Origin of the sequence: Paraburkholderia sp. GAS333 (genome assembly GCF_050435665.1) — a bacterium.
Lineage (GTDB): Bacteria > Pseudomonadota > Gammaproteobacteria > Burkholderiales > Burkholderiaceae > Paraburkholderia > Paraburkholderia fungorum_A.
The window spans coordinates 275,412-290,642 of sequence record NZ_JBNDKS010000003.1; the positions used below are offsets into that span (position 1 = coordinate 275,412).

The following is a 15,231-nucleotide window of genomic DNA, read 5'->3' on the forward strand; positions in this document are numbered from 1 at the left end:
TTGCCCCCGAAGATCGTTTACGATACATTTTGCTCGTTTATGATCGATTTAAGCGAATCTCAAAGGGGGACACATGCAACGAACGCGGCAGGAAGCCGAAAGCGGCCTTTTACCCGAGCAGCGCGAACAGCTAATACTCGAGCGCCTGCGCGCAAACGGCCGCGTGCTGGCCGCCGCGCTCGCCGCCGAATTGCAGACCTCCGAGCACACGGTGCGCCGCCATCTGCGCGATCTGGCCGAACAGGGCCACTGCAAGCGCGTGTACGGCGGCGCACTGCTGACGTCCCCGGCCGACAAACCCGCCGCTGTGCGCATGAATGAAGCGCCCGACCGCAAGGCGCGCCTCGCGATTGCGGCGGTGTCGATCGTGCGGCCCCGGCAGATCATCCTGCTCGACGCGGGTTCGACCAACGTCGCGATCGCCGCCGCGCTGCCCGACAACGCTGACCTGACCGTCGTGACGAATTCGCCCGAAGCCTGCACTCGCCTGCTGAACCGTCCCGGTTTCGACGTGATTCTGGTCGGAGGACGCATCGCGCGCGGCGCGGCGGGTTCGCTCGGCGCCACGTCGCTACTGCAAATCCAGCAGATTCGCGCCGACGTCTGCTTCCTCGGCGCCTGTGCGTTCGACCCGGACGAGGGCGTCGCCGCATTCGACGCCGAAGACGCCGAACTCAAACGCGCGATGGTCAAGGCGAGCGGCCAGGTCGCCATCGCGCTGACCTCGGAAAAGTTGATGACCGCAGCACCGTACGCGGTCGCGCCCGCGTCGGCGGTCGATTATCTGTTCGTCGAAACCGACGTGCCGGCCGCACGCCTCGCGAGCCTCGAAGCGGTTTGCGACAACGTGATGGTGGCCCGCTCATGACCACACTCGCCACGACTCAGATGAACACGAACATGAAACCTGTGAAGGAACGTATTGCGACGATCGCCGTATTTCTTGCAAACGGTTTCGGGATCGGCGCGTGGGCGGTCGAAGTGCCGCGCATCAAGGAAAGCCTCGCGCTCAGCGACACGGCGCTCGGCATTGCGCTGTTCGCGTTTGCCTTGGGCGCGATTGTCGCGATGCCGCTGGCCGGCCAACTCGCGCCGCGTTTCGGCAGTGGCCGCGCGACCGCGCTGCTCGGCGCGGCGTTCGTCATCGCGTTGCCGCTGCCCGCTTTCGCGCCCAACATGGCCGTGCTGTGCCTCGTGCTGTTCGCGCTCGGCGCGGCCAACGGTGCGCTCGACGTATCGATGAACGGCCACGCCAGCACGATCGAAACGCAGTGGCGCTCGCCGATCATGTCGTCGTTTCACGCGGCCTGGAGCGCCGGCGGACTGCTGGGCGCGGCAAGCGGCGCGATGCTGCAACGAGCGGGCGTCGGTGTTGCGGGCGGACTGCTGGTGCCGGACGCGTTCATCGCGTTGTTGATCGTGAGCGCCGCGCTGCTCGCGTTGCGCGATCTCGGCGAGTCGCGCGAAGCGCCTACGTCCAGCGGTTTTGCGTGGCCCAGCGGCGGCGTGATGAAACTCGCGATGCTCGCGTTCCTGTGCATGCTGGTCGAAGGCGCGGTGGCCGACTGGAGCGCCGTGTATCTGCGTTCGACATTGAACCAGGAGGCCAGCGTCGCCGCTATCGGTTATTCCGCGTTTGCGTTTTCGATGGCGGCTTGCCGGATCATCGGCGACGTGTCGGTGCGGCGCTTCGGTTCGAGCCGGGTCATCGCGATGGGCGGTCTGATCGCCGTCGCCGGGCTCGTGCTGGTACTGAGCTTGCCGACCATGCTGACCGCTTTCGTGGGCTTTGCGATGGTCGGCGTCGGCCTCGCCAACATCGTTCCCGTGATTTTCAGTGCGGCGGGCCGCTCCACGGTCACGCCGGCAATCGGCGTATCGATGGCGGCCACGGCGGGTTATGCGGGGTTCCTCGTCGGGCCGCCGCTGATCGGTCTGGGAGCCGGCCTGCTCGGTTTGCGCGCCGCGCTGTGCGTGCTCGTCATGGCGACGCTGGTCGTCGGATTGCTGGGTGGCAAGGCGGTACGCAGCGCGAGGCTCGCGTAACAGCGCATATTGCACCGCGCCGGTTTCACTTGATCTCTTTATCCAGTATCACGACAGACTTGCGAACCGGCACCACCTCGCGTTCTGGCTGCAGCCGCAGCGGCCAGGTAAGCGCAGCCAGCAGCGTACGCGGTTGCGCGCCATCGTCGAGTCCGGTGGCCGGCCACTCGTGCTTCGCGGGCACCCATAGCGTGCCGAACAGGTGATCCCATAGCGGCAGCAACTGCGTGAAGTTGTGATCGAAATGCTCGGCACGGATCGAATGATGCAAGCGGTGATATTGCGGATTGTTGACCCACGTGACGTAACGGCCGAGATCCACCCGCATGTTTAGATGCGCGAAGTAATTGCCGATCATGAAGACGAACGAAGTCGCGCCGACAATCCATGGGTCGACCTTGAACAGCACACCGACCAGCGGATAAAGCAGACAGCCTTTGATCAGCACTTCCAGCCAGTGATGCCGATAGGTCACGGTCACGTTGAAATCGACTGCGCTATGGTGCAGCGAATGCAGCTTCCACAAGATGGGCCACGTGTGCTGCAAACGATGGAACGCGTATTCGAGCAGATCGATTGTCAGCAGCACGATGATGAACGATGCCAACGCACCCCAGCCGCGAGACACCAGCACGACCATGCCGCCGCCGAATGAATTCACGATTGCAACGCTCGCTGCTGCTGTAAGCGGTTTCACAGACTCGGCGAGCGCCATATATAAACCCGCGTATATCGCGTTGAAACGCTGCCCGGAGCGCGATTGCAGCAACGCGGCAGGCCAGCGGCGCTCGAGCGCGGCGCCGAGAAGCATCATGAAAAGCACGAGCGCGTAGGCGCGCAACCAGAGGCTGGCGTGATGCAGCAGATCAGGAAACGGGCTCGACGCAAACATGTGCTTCCCCAGTCAAGAGGCGCGTGATGCGCCCGGCGTTCTGGCTGCTCGAAATGTGTTTGTCGCCTGCAAGCGCTCTCAAGCTTATAAGCGGAGTGCGGGCGCGATGGCCGGTGCGTCAATCACCAGCATTAGCATTAGAGCGGTTATGTGCATTGCGCTACGCTTTAATGCGATCTTCGCAGCCTGTTCTTCAGCGCGCAAGCGTCGATTCAATGATGGACTGCCGGACGAGTCTTCCGGTCGAGCGCCTATGGGATTCAAGCTGGTCGGTCTGTGGCGAAATGCTTATCGACGTAAGCCACGCCGCGCGTGACGGCCCGCAATCGCCTGACTTAAAAAAATGGCGAGGTCATCGCCTCACGCCGTCGCGATCACGGGCGGTTGACGGATTTCTGTCAGCCGCCCGCGTCGTTTTTCACATTCGTATTTTTGTTGGCCCCGCCGCACCTCGTAAAACGCGCTAACCTCCCCGACCGCGATTCACGAAGACTTCTGTTGTCGTCCGGATATGCACTGCATGTACCGACTTTCTGCTTTCCGGCCGCAACGTATTTCGTCTTGTAATCACCTTATCGCAATGGCTGTGCCATGAGGGCCGAAACCCTTGCTGGTCAACGAACGGTGAACTGGACGAAGGGTTCGCGCACGCCGCGCCGCACGCGATGGCTCAGAAATGAGACGCAGCGACCGGTTGTCGTCGAGCATGAACGCTCGGGTCGCCGGTATTTTTTTCAACGTGGGATAACCCGAACGCGGACGGCTCCGCAAAGGTTTGCCGATGATTTTGTCGGAATTAACCGGTGTCCGGTCGGGTGGCCAGGCACCGGATGCATGCGGACCGAAATGTCGCAAAGTTGAGACGGGGTCGGCCTGGTTCGATACAAACTTGCAGCGCCGATGTTGGCTTGGGAGCGCACGCTTTGCAGGAGCGTTGCGGCCCACCCATTCCGCCGTCATCGACCTCAAACTCAAACTTCAAACATCAACTCAAAGCAATGCCGTCAATTCCGCGGCGCGCGCCTTGAACTGCTGCAACTCGGCGGCGCCGAGCCGCGTCGCCTGCGGGAACTGAACCTTCAGCGGATCCTTAGGCACGTGATGGACATGCACCTCATAGTGCAAATGCGGCCCCGTCGCCCAACCCGTTTCACCGACGTAACCAATCACCTGATCGCGGCTCACCCGGCTACCCCGATGCAGCCCCTTCGCGAAACGCGACAGATGCGCGAACGTCGTCGAATACGGTGCGGGGTTCTGGATAACGATCACCTTCCCATAGCCGGTTTGCTGACCGATGAAGCGCACCACGCCTCGCGCGGTCGCGTGGATGGGCGTGCCGGACGGCGCGGCCAGATCGACGCCGTCATGGCTTTGCCACCGATGCGTCACCGGATCGAGACGGCGCAACGCGAATTGCGACGATACCCGCGAGAAATTCAGCGGGTATCGCTCGAAGGTCGGCGTCGTGCTCGCGCCGTCTTTTGAGTAATAGAAAGGTTTGCCCTGCAGCGTCCTGTACAGAAACACGTCGTGCGACACCGTGCCACGGGCAATGCGAACCGCGAGCGGCGCGCCTGGGGCTCCATCGGTCCCGTCTTTGTCGAACACTGCGCTGACCCGATCACCGGCGCGCAGGTCGCGTGCAAGATCGAGGTCGCCGTGAAACGCCTGAGCCAGCATCGCGGTGGTGGCCGCATCGACACCCATGCTGCGCGCCGCCGCCGCGAAACTGTGTTCGACCGGCGCATTCTTCACGGTGAAAGCGGGTGCGTCGCTCGCCGGCGCGGTAGGCGCAGCAACCGGCGCTGCCGATATACCTGGCCCTCCCGCTGCGGCACTCGCGGGCGAAGCGGCGTCCGGTCGCGAAGAGTCCTTGCTCATCAAGGACACGTCGGCTTCCTCGGTGCGCGCAGCACGATGCTGGCTCACGAGGTAAGCCGCGCACACGGAGCTCATTGCACACACAAAAATGATCTTGCCGGCACGTCCGGGCAGGACGCTAGCTACAGAGAGAGGCATTGACTAGATAAGCGGTCGACCGTCGCGTGCGGCGGTGGTACGCACGAGCAGGTGGGTTCATTGAATCAGCGCCCCGGTCATTGCATGGGACGCTGCATAAGGCTGACGGGAAGCCTAGGGATGGTTTCTTAAGCCTGGCTTAAGCTGCCCCCATTATCCGCGCGATGTAGAGTGCTTAGCGGCCAGTATTGAATCTGCCTCTAATACGAGCGGATCGCCGCAAGCCCGCCCCCGCGCAACTTGCGATTCACACGCCGTGGTTCGGTGACCGTGCCGTCCCCATTAACACGATCAACGCGAAATATCGTTGATCAACGCGTGAATGAGCGCCGCCACCCGATCCGGCGATTCGAGCGGCGACAGGTGACCGGTCCCTGGCAGCACATGCATCCGCGTATGCGGAATTCGCGGCAACAACTCGTCGCGCAGCGTCGCCACGCTATCCACGCGATCCAGCTCGCCTGCGATCACCATCGTCGGCACGTCGATCAAAGCGACTTCGCGCGAAATATCTTCCTGACTCGCGTGACGCGGCCATGCGGCCTTCGCCTCGGGTCCACCGCGCAGGCTGTCTTCGATCACCTGCTCGCGGCGTGCCGGACTCAGTTGTTTCGCGCACAGCATGCCGTCGATGGTCGCCTCAACAGACGCTCGCGAACCATACGCGCCCTCCATCGCCGCGAGCGCTTCGGGCGGCAGTGCAAGCGGCACCGGCGGCGACGGCGCGACCAGCACCAGTCCGGCCAACCCTTGCGGACGCCGCGCCGCGAGCAATTGCGCGACCTTCCCGCCCATCGAATGGCCGATCAGTACGAAGCGTCGCAGACCGAGCGCGTTGATCACGCGCTGAGTGTCGTCGGCGAGATCGGCGAGTGCGTAATGCTCTGTGGGCCTGTCCGAATCGCCCCAGCCGCGATGATCCGTCGCGACCGTCCGGTACACGTTCGGAAGCGCGGCGATCACGTCGTCCCATGTGCGCGACGAGCCGCCCCAGTAGTGCAGAAAGACCAAGGCGGGCGCGTCGACATTGCCGAAGCCCAGTTCCCTGACGTTGATGTGCACACCATTCGAATCGATTTTCATCTGCCTGACTCCTTTCACACTGAAGTTTGCCAACCTTCAACGGTCGACAGATGCAATGGTAGATTCGATCTTATGTGGCGATAATCTACCGTTCCTTATCATCACCTGATCGTCAGGTTATCGATTGAAGTTGCTTTAGACGGTTTTGGAGGCACCCCGTATTCGTAGCGACCATCGACGATGGCAGTCTCGCAGTCGCCGGGCGACGCGCAGGATTGTCGGCTTCGATGGCCGGCAAATATTTGGGTCAATTCGAAGCGGACCTCAAGGTCCAGTTGATGCAGCGATGCACGCGCAATCTGAGCCTGACGGACGCAGGCGGGCGCGTATTACCTGCGCTGCAAACACATTCTGGAAGAGTTCGACGACGCCAACCGCAAGGCGAGCGGCAAGCTGCGCGTGGCCGCGCCGGTCAGCTTCGGCGCAATGCATATGCAGGATGTTGTGACGCGCTACGTAGCGCGAGCGTCTGCAGGTCGATATCGGCATTTCCGCTCGACGAGCATTATGTCGACCTGCGAAGCGAGTGGATTGACGTGGCGATCCGGCTTGACCGTCCGTCCGATTCGCAACTCATCGCGAGACAACTAACTGGCGGAACAGGTTTTAAACGATCGTCTAATTATAGTTAGGTGATCTTGTCAACCGGTCCGCGCATCCCATCGGCACTCTCCGTCTAACGGAAAAGCTGCCGCAATGGAAATTCACTGCCTACGTTTGATACGTTCGAATGAGGGGAAAACCCTTTATTCCGCGATTGAAAACCGCGACGGGCTGCTGCTTTGCGGCGCTTCCTTTACGGGTTTTTCGACGCGTGCGGTCGCGCCACGAATAAAGAGAACCGAGCAAAAGGCAAGTATTGCCCAGCTACCAAGAATGATGGTCAAAGCGTTCATTTCAGTTTCAGAAGATCAAGTCTGCTAGTTGATACACCCGGCTACCCCCCGGGAGACGCCCGCCTCAACGACGGGTCAATGTTTTGTAAGCGGGTCGCTGCTACCGAACAATATTTCGTCGATCAGGCCGGTGGTCTGGGCCAGTTGCCTTTCGAGTGCGGCGCGCACTTCCTGCGCCGCTGCGGCATCGTGTCGCGCGACGGCTGAATGGGTTCGGGTCGCGAGGCGCAATACGGTGTCGGATGCAAATTGCAGCTCGCGCAGCATGGCGGTATCGGAATCGACCGACGGGCTGGTTCGCTCGGGCGCGGACAAGTCCGGCAGACCGGCTTCGAAATGCGGGTTTTCGTCTTGGCGGGAAGACATTGCGAGCTCCTTGCGCGCTTGGATGAATCCAGTGTGCGCCGGGGCCACGGGTTTCAATCGGTCGAACAGAAGCCGAATATTAAGCCAATCTCGCCCCGTCGAAAACTCGTTAATTCCTTCTAAAGTGGGGCGAGATTAAAACTGGTAAAAGTGACCGGCGAAACACCATAAAAATCGCTGATCCGCCGAACGAATAGCCGCAAAACATAGTGCAAATACTGAGTTCGCCCCAAATCAATGCACCTGTCCACGTTATCCCTTACGCCGTGAAATCCGTCGATGCCGACAGCGTTCTCCACGTCTCCATTTCATGCATCACGTAGGCATTTTTCGCGGTTATCGCGGCGAGCGTATCGGTGCCGAGCGGCAGGCGCAGCGGCGGGCTCGGTGCGTCGACGAGAGCGACCACCGCATCCGCCAGTTTTTTCGGATCGCCCGGCTGGTTGTGATTCATTTGCGCAGCCTTGCGACGAACCGCGCCCGACGTGTCGTCGTAATCGGCGATCACATCAGATGCCACTGTCAGTGACGACGTATCGAGAAAGTCGGTGCGGAAGTAGCCGGGCTCGACGACGCTCGCATGAATGCCGAGCGGCCTCAACTCGTCGCGCAGCGCTTCGGTAATCCCCTCCACGGCAAACTTCGTCGATGAATACACGCCGAAGCCTGCAGCACCGCGATAACCGCCTATCGACGAAATGTTGATCACGTGCCCCGCGCGATTCGCTCGCATGACAGGCAGCACGGCGCGCGTAACGTTCAGCAGGCCGAACACGTTCGTGTCGTACATGCGGCGAATGTCACGGTCGGCCGACTCCTCCACCGCACCCAGCAGACCGAAACCGGCGTTGTTGATCAGCACGTCGATGCGGCCGAATTTCTCCAACGAGGCTTGCACCGCGAGTTTCGCCTGCGCCTCGTCGGTCACGTCCAGTGCAACCGGCAACAGTCCCGCGGATTGACCGAGACGCTCGACAATCGCACGGACGTTGCGCCCTGCCGCCACGACTGCATTGCCGTCTGCGAGCGCCGCCTCCGCCATCAATGCGCCGATGCCGCGCGAAGCACCTGTAATGAACCATACACGTTTGAAAGCATTTTTCTGGATGTCCGCCATGATCTCGCTCCTGGTGATGAGGTGAAAGTGATGCCATGGTAGGAGCGACGATTGACACGTACTAGTCGTCAATTGCTAGACTGATAATCAACTTTCACTTGCGAATCCCGCGCGCCGCCCATGAACGAAATTCGTGCAATCACCACTTTTGTGCGCGCCGCCACGCTCGGCAGTCTGCGGCGTGCCGCGGTCGATCAGGGCATTTCGCCGCAAGCGGCGAGTCAGGCGGTCATGCAGCTGGAAAAGGAACTGGGCGTGCGGCTTTTTCATCGCACTACACGCAAGCTCAGTCTGACGGAGGAAGGCCAGCGGCTATTCGATAGCGTCAAGCCGGCTCTGTCCATTTTCTCGTCGGCGCTCGACGAGGCGCGTCGTTCAAAAGAAGAAATCGGCGGACTGCTGCGCGTCAGCGCACCGCGCGCGCTCGGCATGCCGGTGCTATGGAAGTACTTCGAGCAATTCCAGCAGCTACATCCGAACGTGCAACTCGAAGTGCAATTCGACGATCACTTCACCGACCTCGTCACCGACCGTGCCGACGTCGGGTTTCGCGGCGGACCACCGCCGTCGGGCGGCTCGATTGCGCGTCCGCTCGTGCCGATTCAGTTGATCGTGTGCGCGTCGCCGGAATACATCGAGCGCAATGGTGCGCCGCGAACAATCGACGAACTGGATCAGCACCGTTGCACCGGATATCGGCGCACGAATACGGGCAAGCTTGCGCAATGGCAGTTTCAGATGGGCGACGAAATTGTTTATCGCGATGTACCGCCCGTCATTTGCGTGAACGACACGGAGATGGAGACGCAGGCAGTGCTATCGGGTCTCGGGATCGGACAGTTGGGCAGCTTTAACGCGATGCCCCACATTAGAAGCGGCCGGCTCATTGCACTGCTGACGCAGCACATCACGCAGTACGGCACGATCTATATCTACTACGGACATCGGACCGAACAGCCGCTGCGCGTGAAGACTTTTATCGACTTCATGATCGAGCGAGTAGCCGATAACCGTGCGTTCTTTCTCGATCCGGTCGAGATTCGCGCGGCGAGTGCCGCACGAAGTGGCCGCGCTGTGAATAAGCGCGGCGCCTTATGATGATTTACGCTGCGGCGATCACGTCGATACGCAGCGCTTCACCACCCGCGGCGATTGCCAGCAGGATGTCGACATTAGGATGCGCGCCCGGGCGATTACGGGCGTCGGCGGTATGTTCGGCGAACAGCGCGAGACCGTGTTCGGCCGCTTTAGCGTCGAGCGTGCCGAAGGTCTGCTTCAGATAGTTGTACACCGTGAGCGAGCCCTGCTTGCCCGGCTTGTTCTCGATGTTCGCGACAACAGCGCCTTTACCATCGACCAGATCGATACGCTCGATACCGTCGATAGACGGCATCTGCGCCAGATTCTCCTTGAACACATTGCTGGGTTGAATCATTGAAAATACTCCTTCGGTTCAGAAAATTGCATGCGGGCCGTATCTTAAACGATAGGGTGTGCTGCGATACCCGAATGCTGCCGCGTTGAACTCCGAACCTCGAGAACATTTCAATCCGCTCACGGCGTCCAGCGATGAACAACAATGCTCGCGCCGTTGTAGTTGTCTTTCGTAATCACATATTCGCCCGATGCTCTCAGATACGCCCTTAGGCCGTACATCGAATCGACATCGTTACCCACGTCGACCGTCGCCGGATTTGCGTTCGTCAACGTGGTATCGATCTGGCCGGTTGTGAGATTGAAAGCGTCGATGTTCGGAACCGTGTGCACGTAGCCGACAAACAGATAGTTTCCGGCCGCTGTAATCGATTTTGGATTCGCGCTAGTGAGGTTGATCACCGGATTCGGCTGGCTGATATTGCCCGCACTCCACCCGTGATACACCTCGATCCGCGTTTGCATGGCCGTCCAGTCCCAGCTTCCAGCAATGCCTTGCGCGAGAATCATCGTGTCGGTCTCGGGAAGATAAATGATCCGCGTCAATGGACGAATACTTTCAGGAATCGAGATTGTGGTGGCCGGTCCCCACGTCGGTTTGCCTTCGCCGTCGAAACCCGTCAGCGGGTAGTGGTAAATGTGATTTGTGCGGTCGAGACCGGCCCACACGTCACCTCGACTGTCGATACAAAAGCCGCCGGTAACCTGAAGCGTCGTATTGAAAGCGGTTCCCGGTATCGACGCATCCGGTATCGCAATGTAGCCATTCGCCGCGTTGAAATGGAAGAAGTAAAAGATGCCGGGGTTCTGCCCGGACGCGACAAGAATGCGATTCCCGCCGACCGTGACGAGTTGGCCGAAGTGCTCGTCGCGCTGCGTATCGTTCATGTTCAGGCGCGGGTCGGACGGATAGGTGAACGGGTCGACCGTATTCGCAACAAAAGTGCCGCCCGCCGTGCCGGTATAAATGTTCGTGCCGCCGTAGAAATAGGCGCCGTCCGTGGACGGGTCGGGAGCGGCAACACCCTCGAAATTGAGGGACTGTAGTGTGTATTGCAGCGTGCCCGCGCTGTTGTACGCATGAAGATCGGTCGCGCCGTTGCGGCCGAGGTCCCAACTTCCGCCCCAAGGATTGTTGAGCACGTAAAGATTGCCGGAAGAATCCTTACCTATTCCTACCACGCGGGTAAAGCGCTTGTCACCCACCTGCCCCTTGATGCCGCTGGTGGTGTCGAGATAGCCGCCCTGAATGCCGAACGTGCCGACGAGCGCGGGTGCTGCCGCCACGTTGTAGAGCTTGATGTTCATGTCCGGGCCTTCATCGCCGACCATGAGTTGCGTGGACGATGCATCGAAATACAGCGCAGAAGGTCGCGCCGTAGCCGACATCTGAATGACGTTCAGCGGCGCACCGGCCGCACTGAATTCGTCGACCTCGCCCGCGCTTTGCCGCGCGACCCAGAGATTACCCGCGCTATCCAGTGCAAGTGCGCCTGGCGCAGTGACGTTGATATCGCGCTGCCAGACGCCGTCGGTGGAGAAGACCCGGACGCGATTACCGTAGAAGTCGCTCGCGTAAAGAAGTGAGCCGGCGGTGGCCAGGCCGGTAATGACGTCGGCATGCGGAATGCCTGTCCACACACTGACAGGGATCACGAGATCGCGTGTCTGCGTCGAGCGGTTGTAACGCCCGACCGATCCACTGCCGAACGACGTGTTGTACTGCAAGGCCGCAAAAATCGACGTGCTATTGCCGGTAATCGCGCTGCCCTGGAAGTCTGCGTGAGAGCCAATTGACCCGACACTCTTTCCGTTCTGATAGATCGCAACGCCGCCCTCGTTTTCGTCCCACAGCGATGCCGTATATATGACGCCCTCGGGCGCGACCCACATCGAGCGTGCGGTATTGCCGACATGCGTGGCGAGGGTACCGAATGTATTGGCTAGCCAGTCAGTGGTGTATTGCGCATAGCTGGCGGGTGCCCATATCGCGATAGCGGCGCACAACAGCGCGGCACGAATTGACTTGCTGATCATGAGTGATGCTCTCCGAACGACTCTTGTCCAGCAAGGGTACATCGATAGACGTTAAATGTTGGCGATTAAATAAATCATTTAATTTTACAAATAATTCCAAATCATTTTTTAATTCATATCGAATATTTTTTACTGACCTTGCAAATTACGGATGACCGCGATGTTCCAGCGTCCAAGAATCTTCAACGTCGATTTGCCGCAAGCGGTATCGCGAGGTCAGAATTAGTTGCCTCAGCACTTTCATATGACCGACTGCGGTAGCAGGAAAAAGACAAAAATCAGTTTTACTTCAGTCCGAACAATTGATGAAATCATTTTTTTAAAATTACATAAAATACAATAAAAATCAACCACTAAAATTCGATCAAAAACATCAATTAAATTAAGCCTTGAAGCGACATGATTTGCCAAAAAATCAGCATTCGCAATTGCTCCGGCGACTGTCATGATTATCATGGCTCAGCGAACCGGTAACGATGTCGTTGTTTCTTTCGACACCGCGAGTTCCCGCCTGGCAAAGAAGAACGCGACTCACACAGCCGGCCTCGGATCTGCAGGTACATAACTTTCCAACACTCAGTCCGTTCCCAGCGCGATGTTGCGTGATCGCCCGTAGCTTCAATTCGAACGAAGCCAATCCTCCGGTGGTTGAAAACCCTCCGCGTCCGCTCGTTGCCTCTCCTTTACCGACTCAACCGGCGAGTCACGAACTCTCCTGCCCCCTTGAACGAGCCGGCGCAACCCGGCCTTGCACGTACGGGACACGCGAATCTCACCTCCACACCCTCGCCGCGCACGTTTGGTAGTCCGCCATGTGGCTTGTCATTTTCAATTCTCGATGTAATGATATAACATTCCCATTCGAAAATACAGTGGATCGCCTGATCGACACCACTGATGCAAGCGGTCCACCAACCGAGCCTAATCCAGACACAGCAGCCATACAAAACGCCCGGACCAGTCTTCAACACTCAATCAACAACAATGAAAAACCGTACACGCGTCTCTCACGCAGCCTTGCTGCTGTTCGCCATCGCCGCCCACGCCCACGCCACCACTGGACAGGATGAAGGATCATTAGCCGGCGCCGTCACCGACGCAGCCGGCAAGCCGATCAGCAACGCCACCATTCGCGTTCAGAACGCCAGCGGCGCTGCCATCGACGAAACGAAAACGGATGCGGCGGGCCGCTACGTCGTCGCGCACGTCACGCCGGGCACGTATGCAATCGTCGTCACTGCGCCGGGATTCGCGAGCGGAAACAGCATCGCGACCACGACAGCGGGCGCTGCAAGCGCCGCGAGTTTCAGTCTTGCAAAGAGCGACGCGCTCGACGTTCAGGTGAATGCAAAGCGTCTCGACCGCGCCCGCAACGACTTGTTGCCGGAGACAGGCAGCAGCGTGTACCGCTTCAGTCAGGCAGATATCGACGCGCTGCCCGCTGGTCAGAACACGCCGCTGAATCAGGTACTGCTTCAGGCGCCCGGCGTGGCGAGCGACTCGTACGGTCAATTGCATGTGCGCGGCGATCACGCGGATCTGCAATACCGCATCAACGGTGTGATCATTCCCGAACCGATCAGCGGATTCGGGCAGTCGCTCGACACGCGCATCATCGATCAGGTGAACCTGCTGACTGGCGCGCTGCCCGCACAGTACGGCTATCGCACCGCAGGTGTCGTGGACATCCGCACGAAAACGGGCGATATGGGCAACGGCGGCACAATCGACGTATTCGGCGGTAGTCACCAGACACTCAAGACGAGTGCCGATGTGTTCGGCAGTCAGGGGCCATTCAGCTATTACTTCAGCGGTTCGCTGGGCGTGAATAACCTCGGCATCGAGAACCCCACTTCCAGCGCGAGCCCGATTCACGATCACACGCGTCAAGGCGATGCATTCGGCTATATGTCGTACATCATCAATCCACTCACACGCGTGAGCCTGATGTTCGGCACGACCAGCAATCAATTTGAAATTCCGAATACACCGGGTCTGCAACCAGGCTTCACGCTCAACGGTAACAACACGTTCGATTCGAGCCAGTTAAACGAAACGCAATCGGAGTTGAATAACTTTGCGGTGCTTGCGCTACAAGGCACCAATGGTGGCGCATTGGACTATCAGGCCGCCCTCTTCACGCGGTACACGCGCACGCAGTTCAATCCGGATCCAATTGGAGATCTGCTGTTCAACGGTGTTGCGTCGCAGGACTTTCACAGCAACTCGGCCAATGGCGTACAAGCCGACACCACCTGGCGATTGAACGACAAACACACGATTCGCGCGGGCATTTTCTTTCAGCAGGAACATGCGGTGTTCAACGACAGCGTCGACGTGTTCTCCGCGGACGCCGATGGAAATCAGCTCTCGGACCAGCCTTTTACGATTCAGGACTCGAGCAGCAAAACAGGCTACCTGTATAGCGCCTACGTACAGGACGAATGGAAGATCACCAGCAAACTCACGCTCAATTACGGGCTTCGCTATGACAAGATGGACGAGTACGTCAGCGCGAGCCAGTTGAGTCCGCGAATCGGCCTGGTCTATGCACTGACTCCGACCACTACGTTTCACGCAGGCTATGCGCGCTACTTCACACCGCCTGCTTTTGAACTACTCTCGGGATCGACAATTAGCCGCTTCGAAGGGACGACCAATCAAAGTCCGTCGAGTCAGAACGATCCGGTTCAACCCGAACGCAGTCATTATTTCGATCTCGGCGTAACGCAGCGTCTCGGCTCGACCGTGACGGTGGGCCTCGACGCCTACTATAAGAAATCCACTAACCTGCTCGATGAAGGACAGTTTGGCTCTGCACTGATCTACACGCCGTTCAACTATCAATATGGCCGCGTGTACGGCGTCGAATTCACCGCAAACTATAAGCAGAACAATGTATCGGCGTATATGAATCTTGCGTTTAGCCGCGCGCAGGGCAAACAGATCGACTCGGCCCAGTTCAATTTCGACCCCGAAGAACTCGCTTACATCAGCAATCATTGGGTCTATCTGGATCACGATCAGCGTATTACCGCATCGTTCGGCGGCGCTTACGATCTTGGCAAAACGACTTTCACATTCGACGGTATCGTCGGCAGCGGCCTGCGCAGCGGCTTTGCGAATACGGACAACCTCCCGTTCTATACGCAGATCAATCTCGGCGTGATCCATCACTTCATTCAGCCGTTTCTCGGCAAATTCGATGCACGGCTTCTGGTTATCAATGCCCTCAATCGCGTGTACGAACTGCGTGACGGTTCTGGAATCGGCGTCGGCGCACCGCAATACGGTCCGCATTTTGCCGTCTATGCCGGCGTGACCAAACACTTCTAACC

The 15,231-nt window shown here is 59.1% G+C and carries 14 protein-coding genes; 5 read left to right on the forward strand and 9 right to left on the reverse strand.

The window, feature by feature from the left end; genetic code table 11:
• The first annotated feature begins 73 nt into the window (after positions 1–73).
• The gene (locus ABH945_RS17030; protein WP_429251276.1) at positions 74–868 is read left to right on the forward strand and encodes a DeoR/GlpR family DNA-binding transcription regulator; all 795 of its coding nucleotides are present in this window, start codon (positions 74–76) and stop codon (positions 866–868) included.
• Positions 865–2,046, forward strand: coding sequence for an MFS transporter (locus tag ABH945_RS17035; RefSeq protein ID WP_429251277.1), 1,182 nt, complete (start codon positions 865–867; stop codon positions 2,044–2,046). Before ABH945_RS17030 ends, ABH945_RS17035 begins: the two co-directional genes overlap by 4 nt.
• Before the next feature lie 25 nt (positions 2,047–2,071).
• On the opposite strand, the gene ABH945_RS17040 is transcribed toward ABH945_RS17035, so the two are convergent.
• The 3 genes from ABH945_RS17040 to ABH945_RS17050 form a co-directional block, all read right to left on the reverse strand.
• Positions 2,072–2,938, reverse strand: coding sequence for a sterol desaturase family protein (locus tag ABH945_RS17040; protein WP_074769600.1), 867 nt, complete (start codon positions 2,936–2,938; stop codon positions 2,072–2,074).
• Positions 2,939–3,928: 990 nt separating this feature from the next.
• A complete protein-coding gene (locus tag ABH945_RS17045; RefSeq protein WP_429251278.1) occupies positions 3,929–4,897 on the reverse strand; it encodes a peptidoglycan DD-metalloendopeptidase family protein in 969 nt (322 codons plus the stop codon).
• A gap of 354 nt (positions 4,898–5,251) precedes the next feature.
• Complete coding sequence (locus tag ABH945_RS17050) at positions 5,252–6,043, reverse strand: alpha/beta fold hydrolase (protein ID WP_429251279.1); 792 nt, start codon at positions 6,041–6,043, stop codon at positions 5,252–5,254.
• A gap of 215 nt (positions 6,044–6,258) precedes the next feature.
• On the opposite strand from ABH945_RS17050, the gene ABH945_RS17055 reads away from it, so the two are divergent.
• Positions 6,259–6,675: a hypothetical protein gene (locus tag ABH945_RS17055; RefSeq protein ID WP_429251280.1), complete on the forward strand. Its 417-nt coding sequence runs from the start codon at positions 6,259–6,261 to the stop codon at positions 6,673–6,675.
• Between the two features lie 114 nt (positions 6,676–6,789).
• Here ABH945_RS17055 and ABH945_RS17060 read toward each other — a convergent pair whose 3' ends face one another.
• From ABH945_RS17060 to ABH945_RS17070, 3 genes are all read right to left on the reverse strand, one after another.
• A complete protein-coding gene (locus tag ABH945_RS17060; protein WP_429251281.1) occupies positions 6,790–6,939 on the reverse strand; it encodes a hypothetical protein in 150 nt (49 codons plus the stop codon).
• Between the two features lie 75 nt (positions 6,940–7,014).
• Positions 7,015–7,305, reverse strand: a complete 291-nt coding sequence (locus ABH945_RS17065) for a hypothetical protein (protein ID WP_429251282.1) — start codon at positions 7,303–7,305, stop codon at positions 7,015–7,017.
• A gap of 259 nt (positions 7,306–7,564) precedes the next feature.
• Positions 7,565–8,422 carry an oxidoreductase gene (locus ABH945_RS17070; RefSeq protein WP_429251283.1) on the reverse strand — a complete coding sequence of 286 codons (858 nt, stop codon included), beginning with the start codon at positions 8,420–8,422 and terminating at the stop codon, positions 7,565–7,567.
• Positions 8,423–8,542: 120 nt separating this feature from the next.
• Between ABH945_RS17070 and ABH945_RS17075 the strand changes: the two genes are divergently transcribed.
• Positions 8,543–9,520 (forward strand): LysR family transcriptional regulator, encoded by a 978-nt coding sequence (locus ABH945_RS17075; RefSeq protein ID WP_429251284.1) that lies wholly within the window; start codon positions 8,543–8,545, stop codon positions 9,518–9,520.
• A 4-nt stretch (positions 9,521–9,524) separates the two neighbouring features.
• On the opposite strand, the gene ABH945_RS17080 is transcribed toward ABH945_RS17075, so the two are convergent.
• From ABH945_RS17080 to ABH945_RS17090, 3 genes are all read right to left on the reverse strand, one after another.
• Positions 9,525–9,857, reverse strand: coding sequence for a DUF2322 family protein (locus tag ABH945_RS17080; protein ID WP_074769614.1), 333 nt, complete (start codon positions 9,855–9,857; stop codon positions 9,525–9,527).
• A 119-nt stretch (positions 9,858–9,976) separates the two neighbouring features.
• Positions 9,977–11,893 (reverse strand): SMP-30/gluconolaconase/LRE-like region family protein, encoded by a 1,917-nt coding sequence (locus ABH945_RS17085; RefSeq protein ID WP_429251285.1) that lies wholly within the window; start codon positions 11,891–11,893, stop codon positions 9,977–9,979.
• A gap of 240 nt (positions 11,894–12,133) precedes the next feature.
• Positions 12,134–12,340, reverse strand: a complete 207-nt coding sequence (locus tag ABH945_RS17090; RefSeq protein WP_429251286.1) for a hypothetical protein — start codon at positions 12,338–12,340, stop codon at positions 12,134–12,136.
• Positions 12,341–12,877: 537 nt separating this feature from the next.
• On the opposite strand from ABH945_RS17090, the gene ABH945_RS17095 reads away from it, so the two are divergent.
• On the forward strand, positions 12,878–15,229 hold the full coding sequence (locus ABH945_RS17095; RefSeq protein ID WP_429251287.1) for a TonB-dependent receptor: 2,352 nt from the start codon (positions 12,878–12,880) through the stop codon (positions 15,227–15,229).
• Positions 15,230–15,231: the final 2 nt, after the last annotated feature.

What these genes read in the sequence shown, in the direction of transcription:
- ABH945_RS17030 (WP_429251276.1), top strand. Translation starts at nt 74, where the DNA reads ATGCAACGAACGCGGCAGGAAGCCGAAAGCGGCCTTTTACCCGAGCAG.
- ABH945_RS17035 (WP_429251277.1), top strand. Translation starts at nt 865, where the DNA reads ATGACCACACTCGCCACGACTCAGATGAACACGAACATGAAACCTGTG.
- ABH945_RS17040 (WP_074769600.1), bottom strand. Translation starts at nt 2,938, where the DNA reads ATGTTTGCGTCGAGCCCGTTTCCTGATCTGCTGCATCACGCCAGCCTC.
- ABH945_RS17045 (WP_429251278.1), bottom strand. Translation starts at nt 4,897, where the DNA reads ATGAGCTCCGTGTGCGCGGCTTACCTCGTGAGCCAGCATCGTGCTGCG.
- ABH945_RS17050 (WP_429251279.1), bottom strand. Translation starts at nt 6,043, where the DNA reads ATGAAAATCGATTCGAATGGTGTGCACATCAACGTCAGGGAACTGGGC.
- ABH945_RS17060 (WP_429251281.1), bottom strand. Translation starts at nt 6,939, where the DNA reads ATGAACGCTTTGACCATCATTCTTGGTAGCTGGGCAATACTTGCCTTT.
- ABH945_RS17065 (WP_429251282.1), bottom strand. Translation starts at nt 7,305, where the DNA reads ATGTCTTCCCGCCAAGACGAAAACCCGCATTTCGAAGCCGGTCTGCCG.
- ABH945_RS17070 (WP_429251283.1), bottom strand. Translation starts at nt 8,422, where the DNA reads ATGGCGGACATCCAGAAAAATGCTTTCAAACGTGTATGGTTCATTACA.
- ABH945_RS17075 (WP_429251284.1), top strand. Translation starts at nt 8,543, where the DNA reads ATGAACGAAATTCGTGCAATCACCACTTTTGTGCGCGCCGCCACGCTC.
- ABH945_RS17080 (WP_074769614.1), bottom strand. Translation starts at nt 9,857, where the DNA reads ATGATTCAACCCAGCAATGTGTTCAAGGAGAATCTGGCGCAGATGCCG.
- ABH945_RS17085 (WP_429251285.1), bottom strand. Translation starts at nt 11,893, where the DNA reads ATGATCAGCAAGTCAATTCGTGCCGCGCTGTTGTGCGCCGCTATCGCG.
- ABH945_RS17090 (WP_429251286.1), bottom strand. Translation starts at nt 12,340, where the DNA reads ATGACAGTCGCCGGAGCAATTGCGAATGCTGATTTTTTGGCAAATCAT.
- ABH945_RS17095 (WP_429251287.1), top strand. Translation starts at nt 12,878, where the DNA reads ATGAAAAACCGTACACGCGTCTCTCACGCAGCCTTGCTGCTGTTCGCC.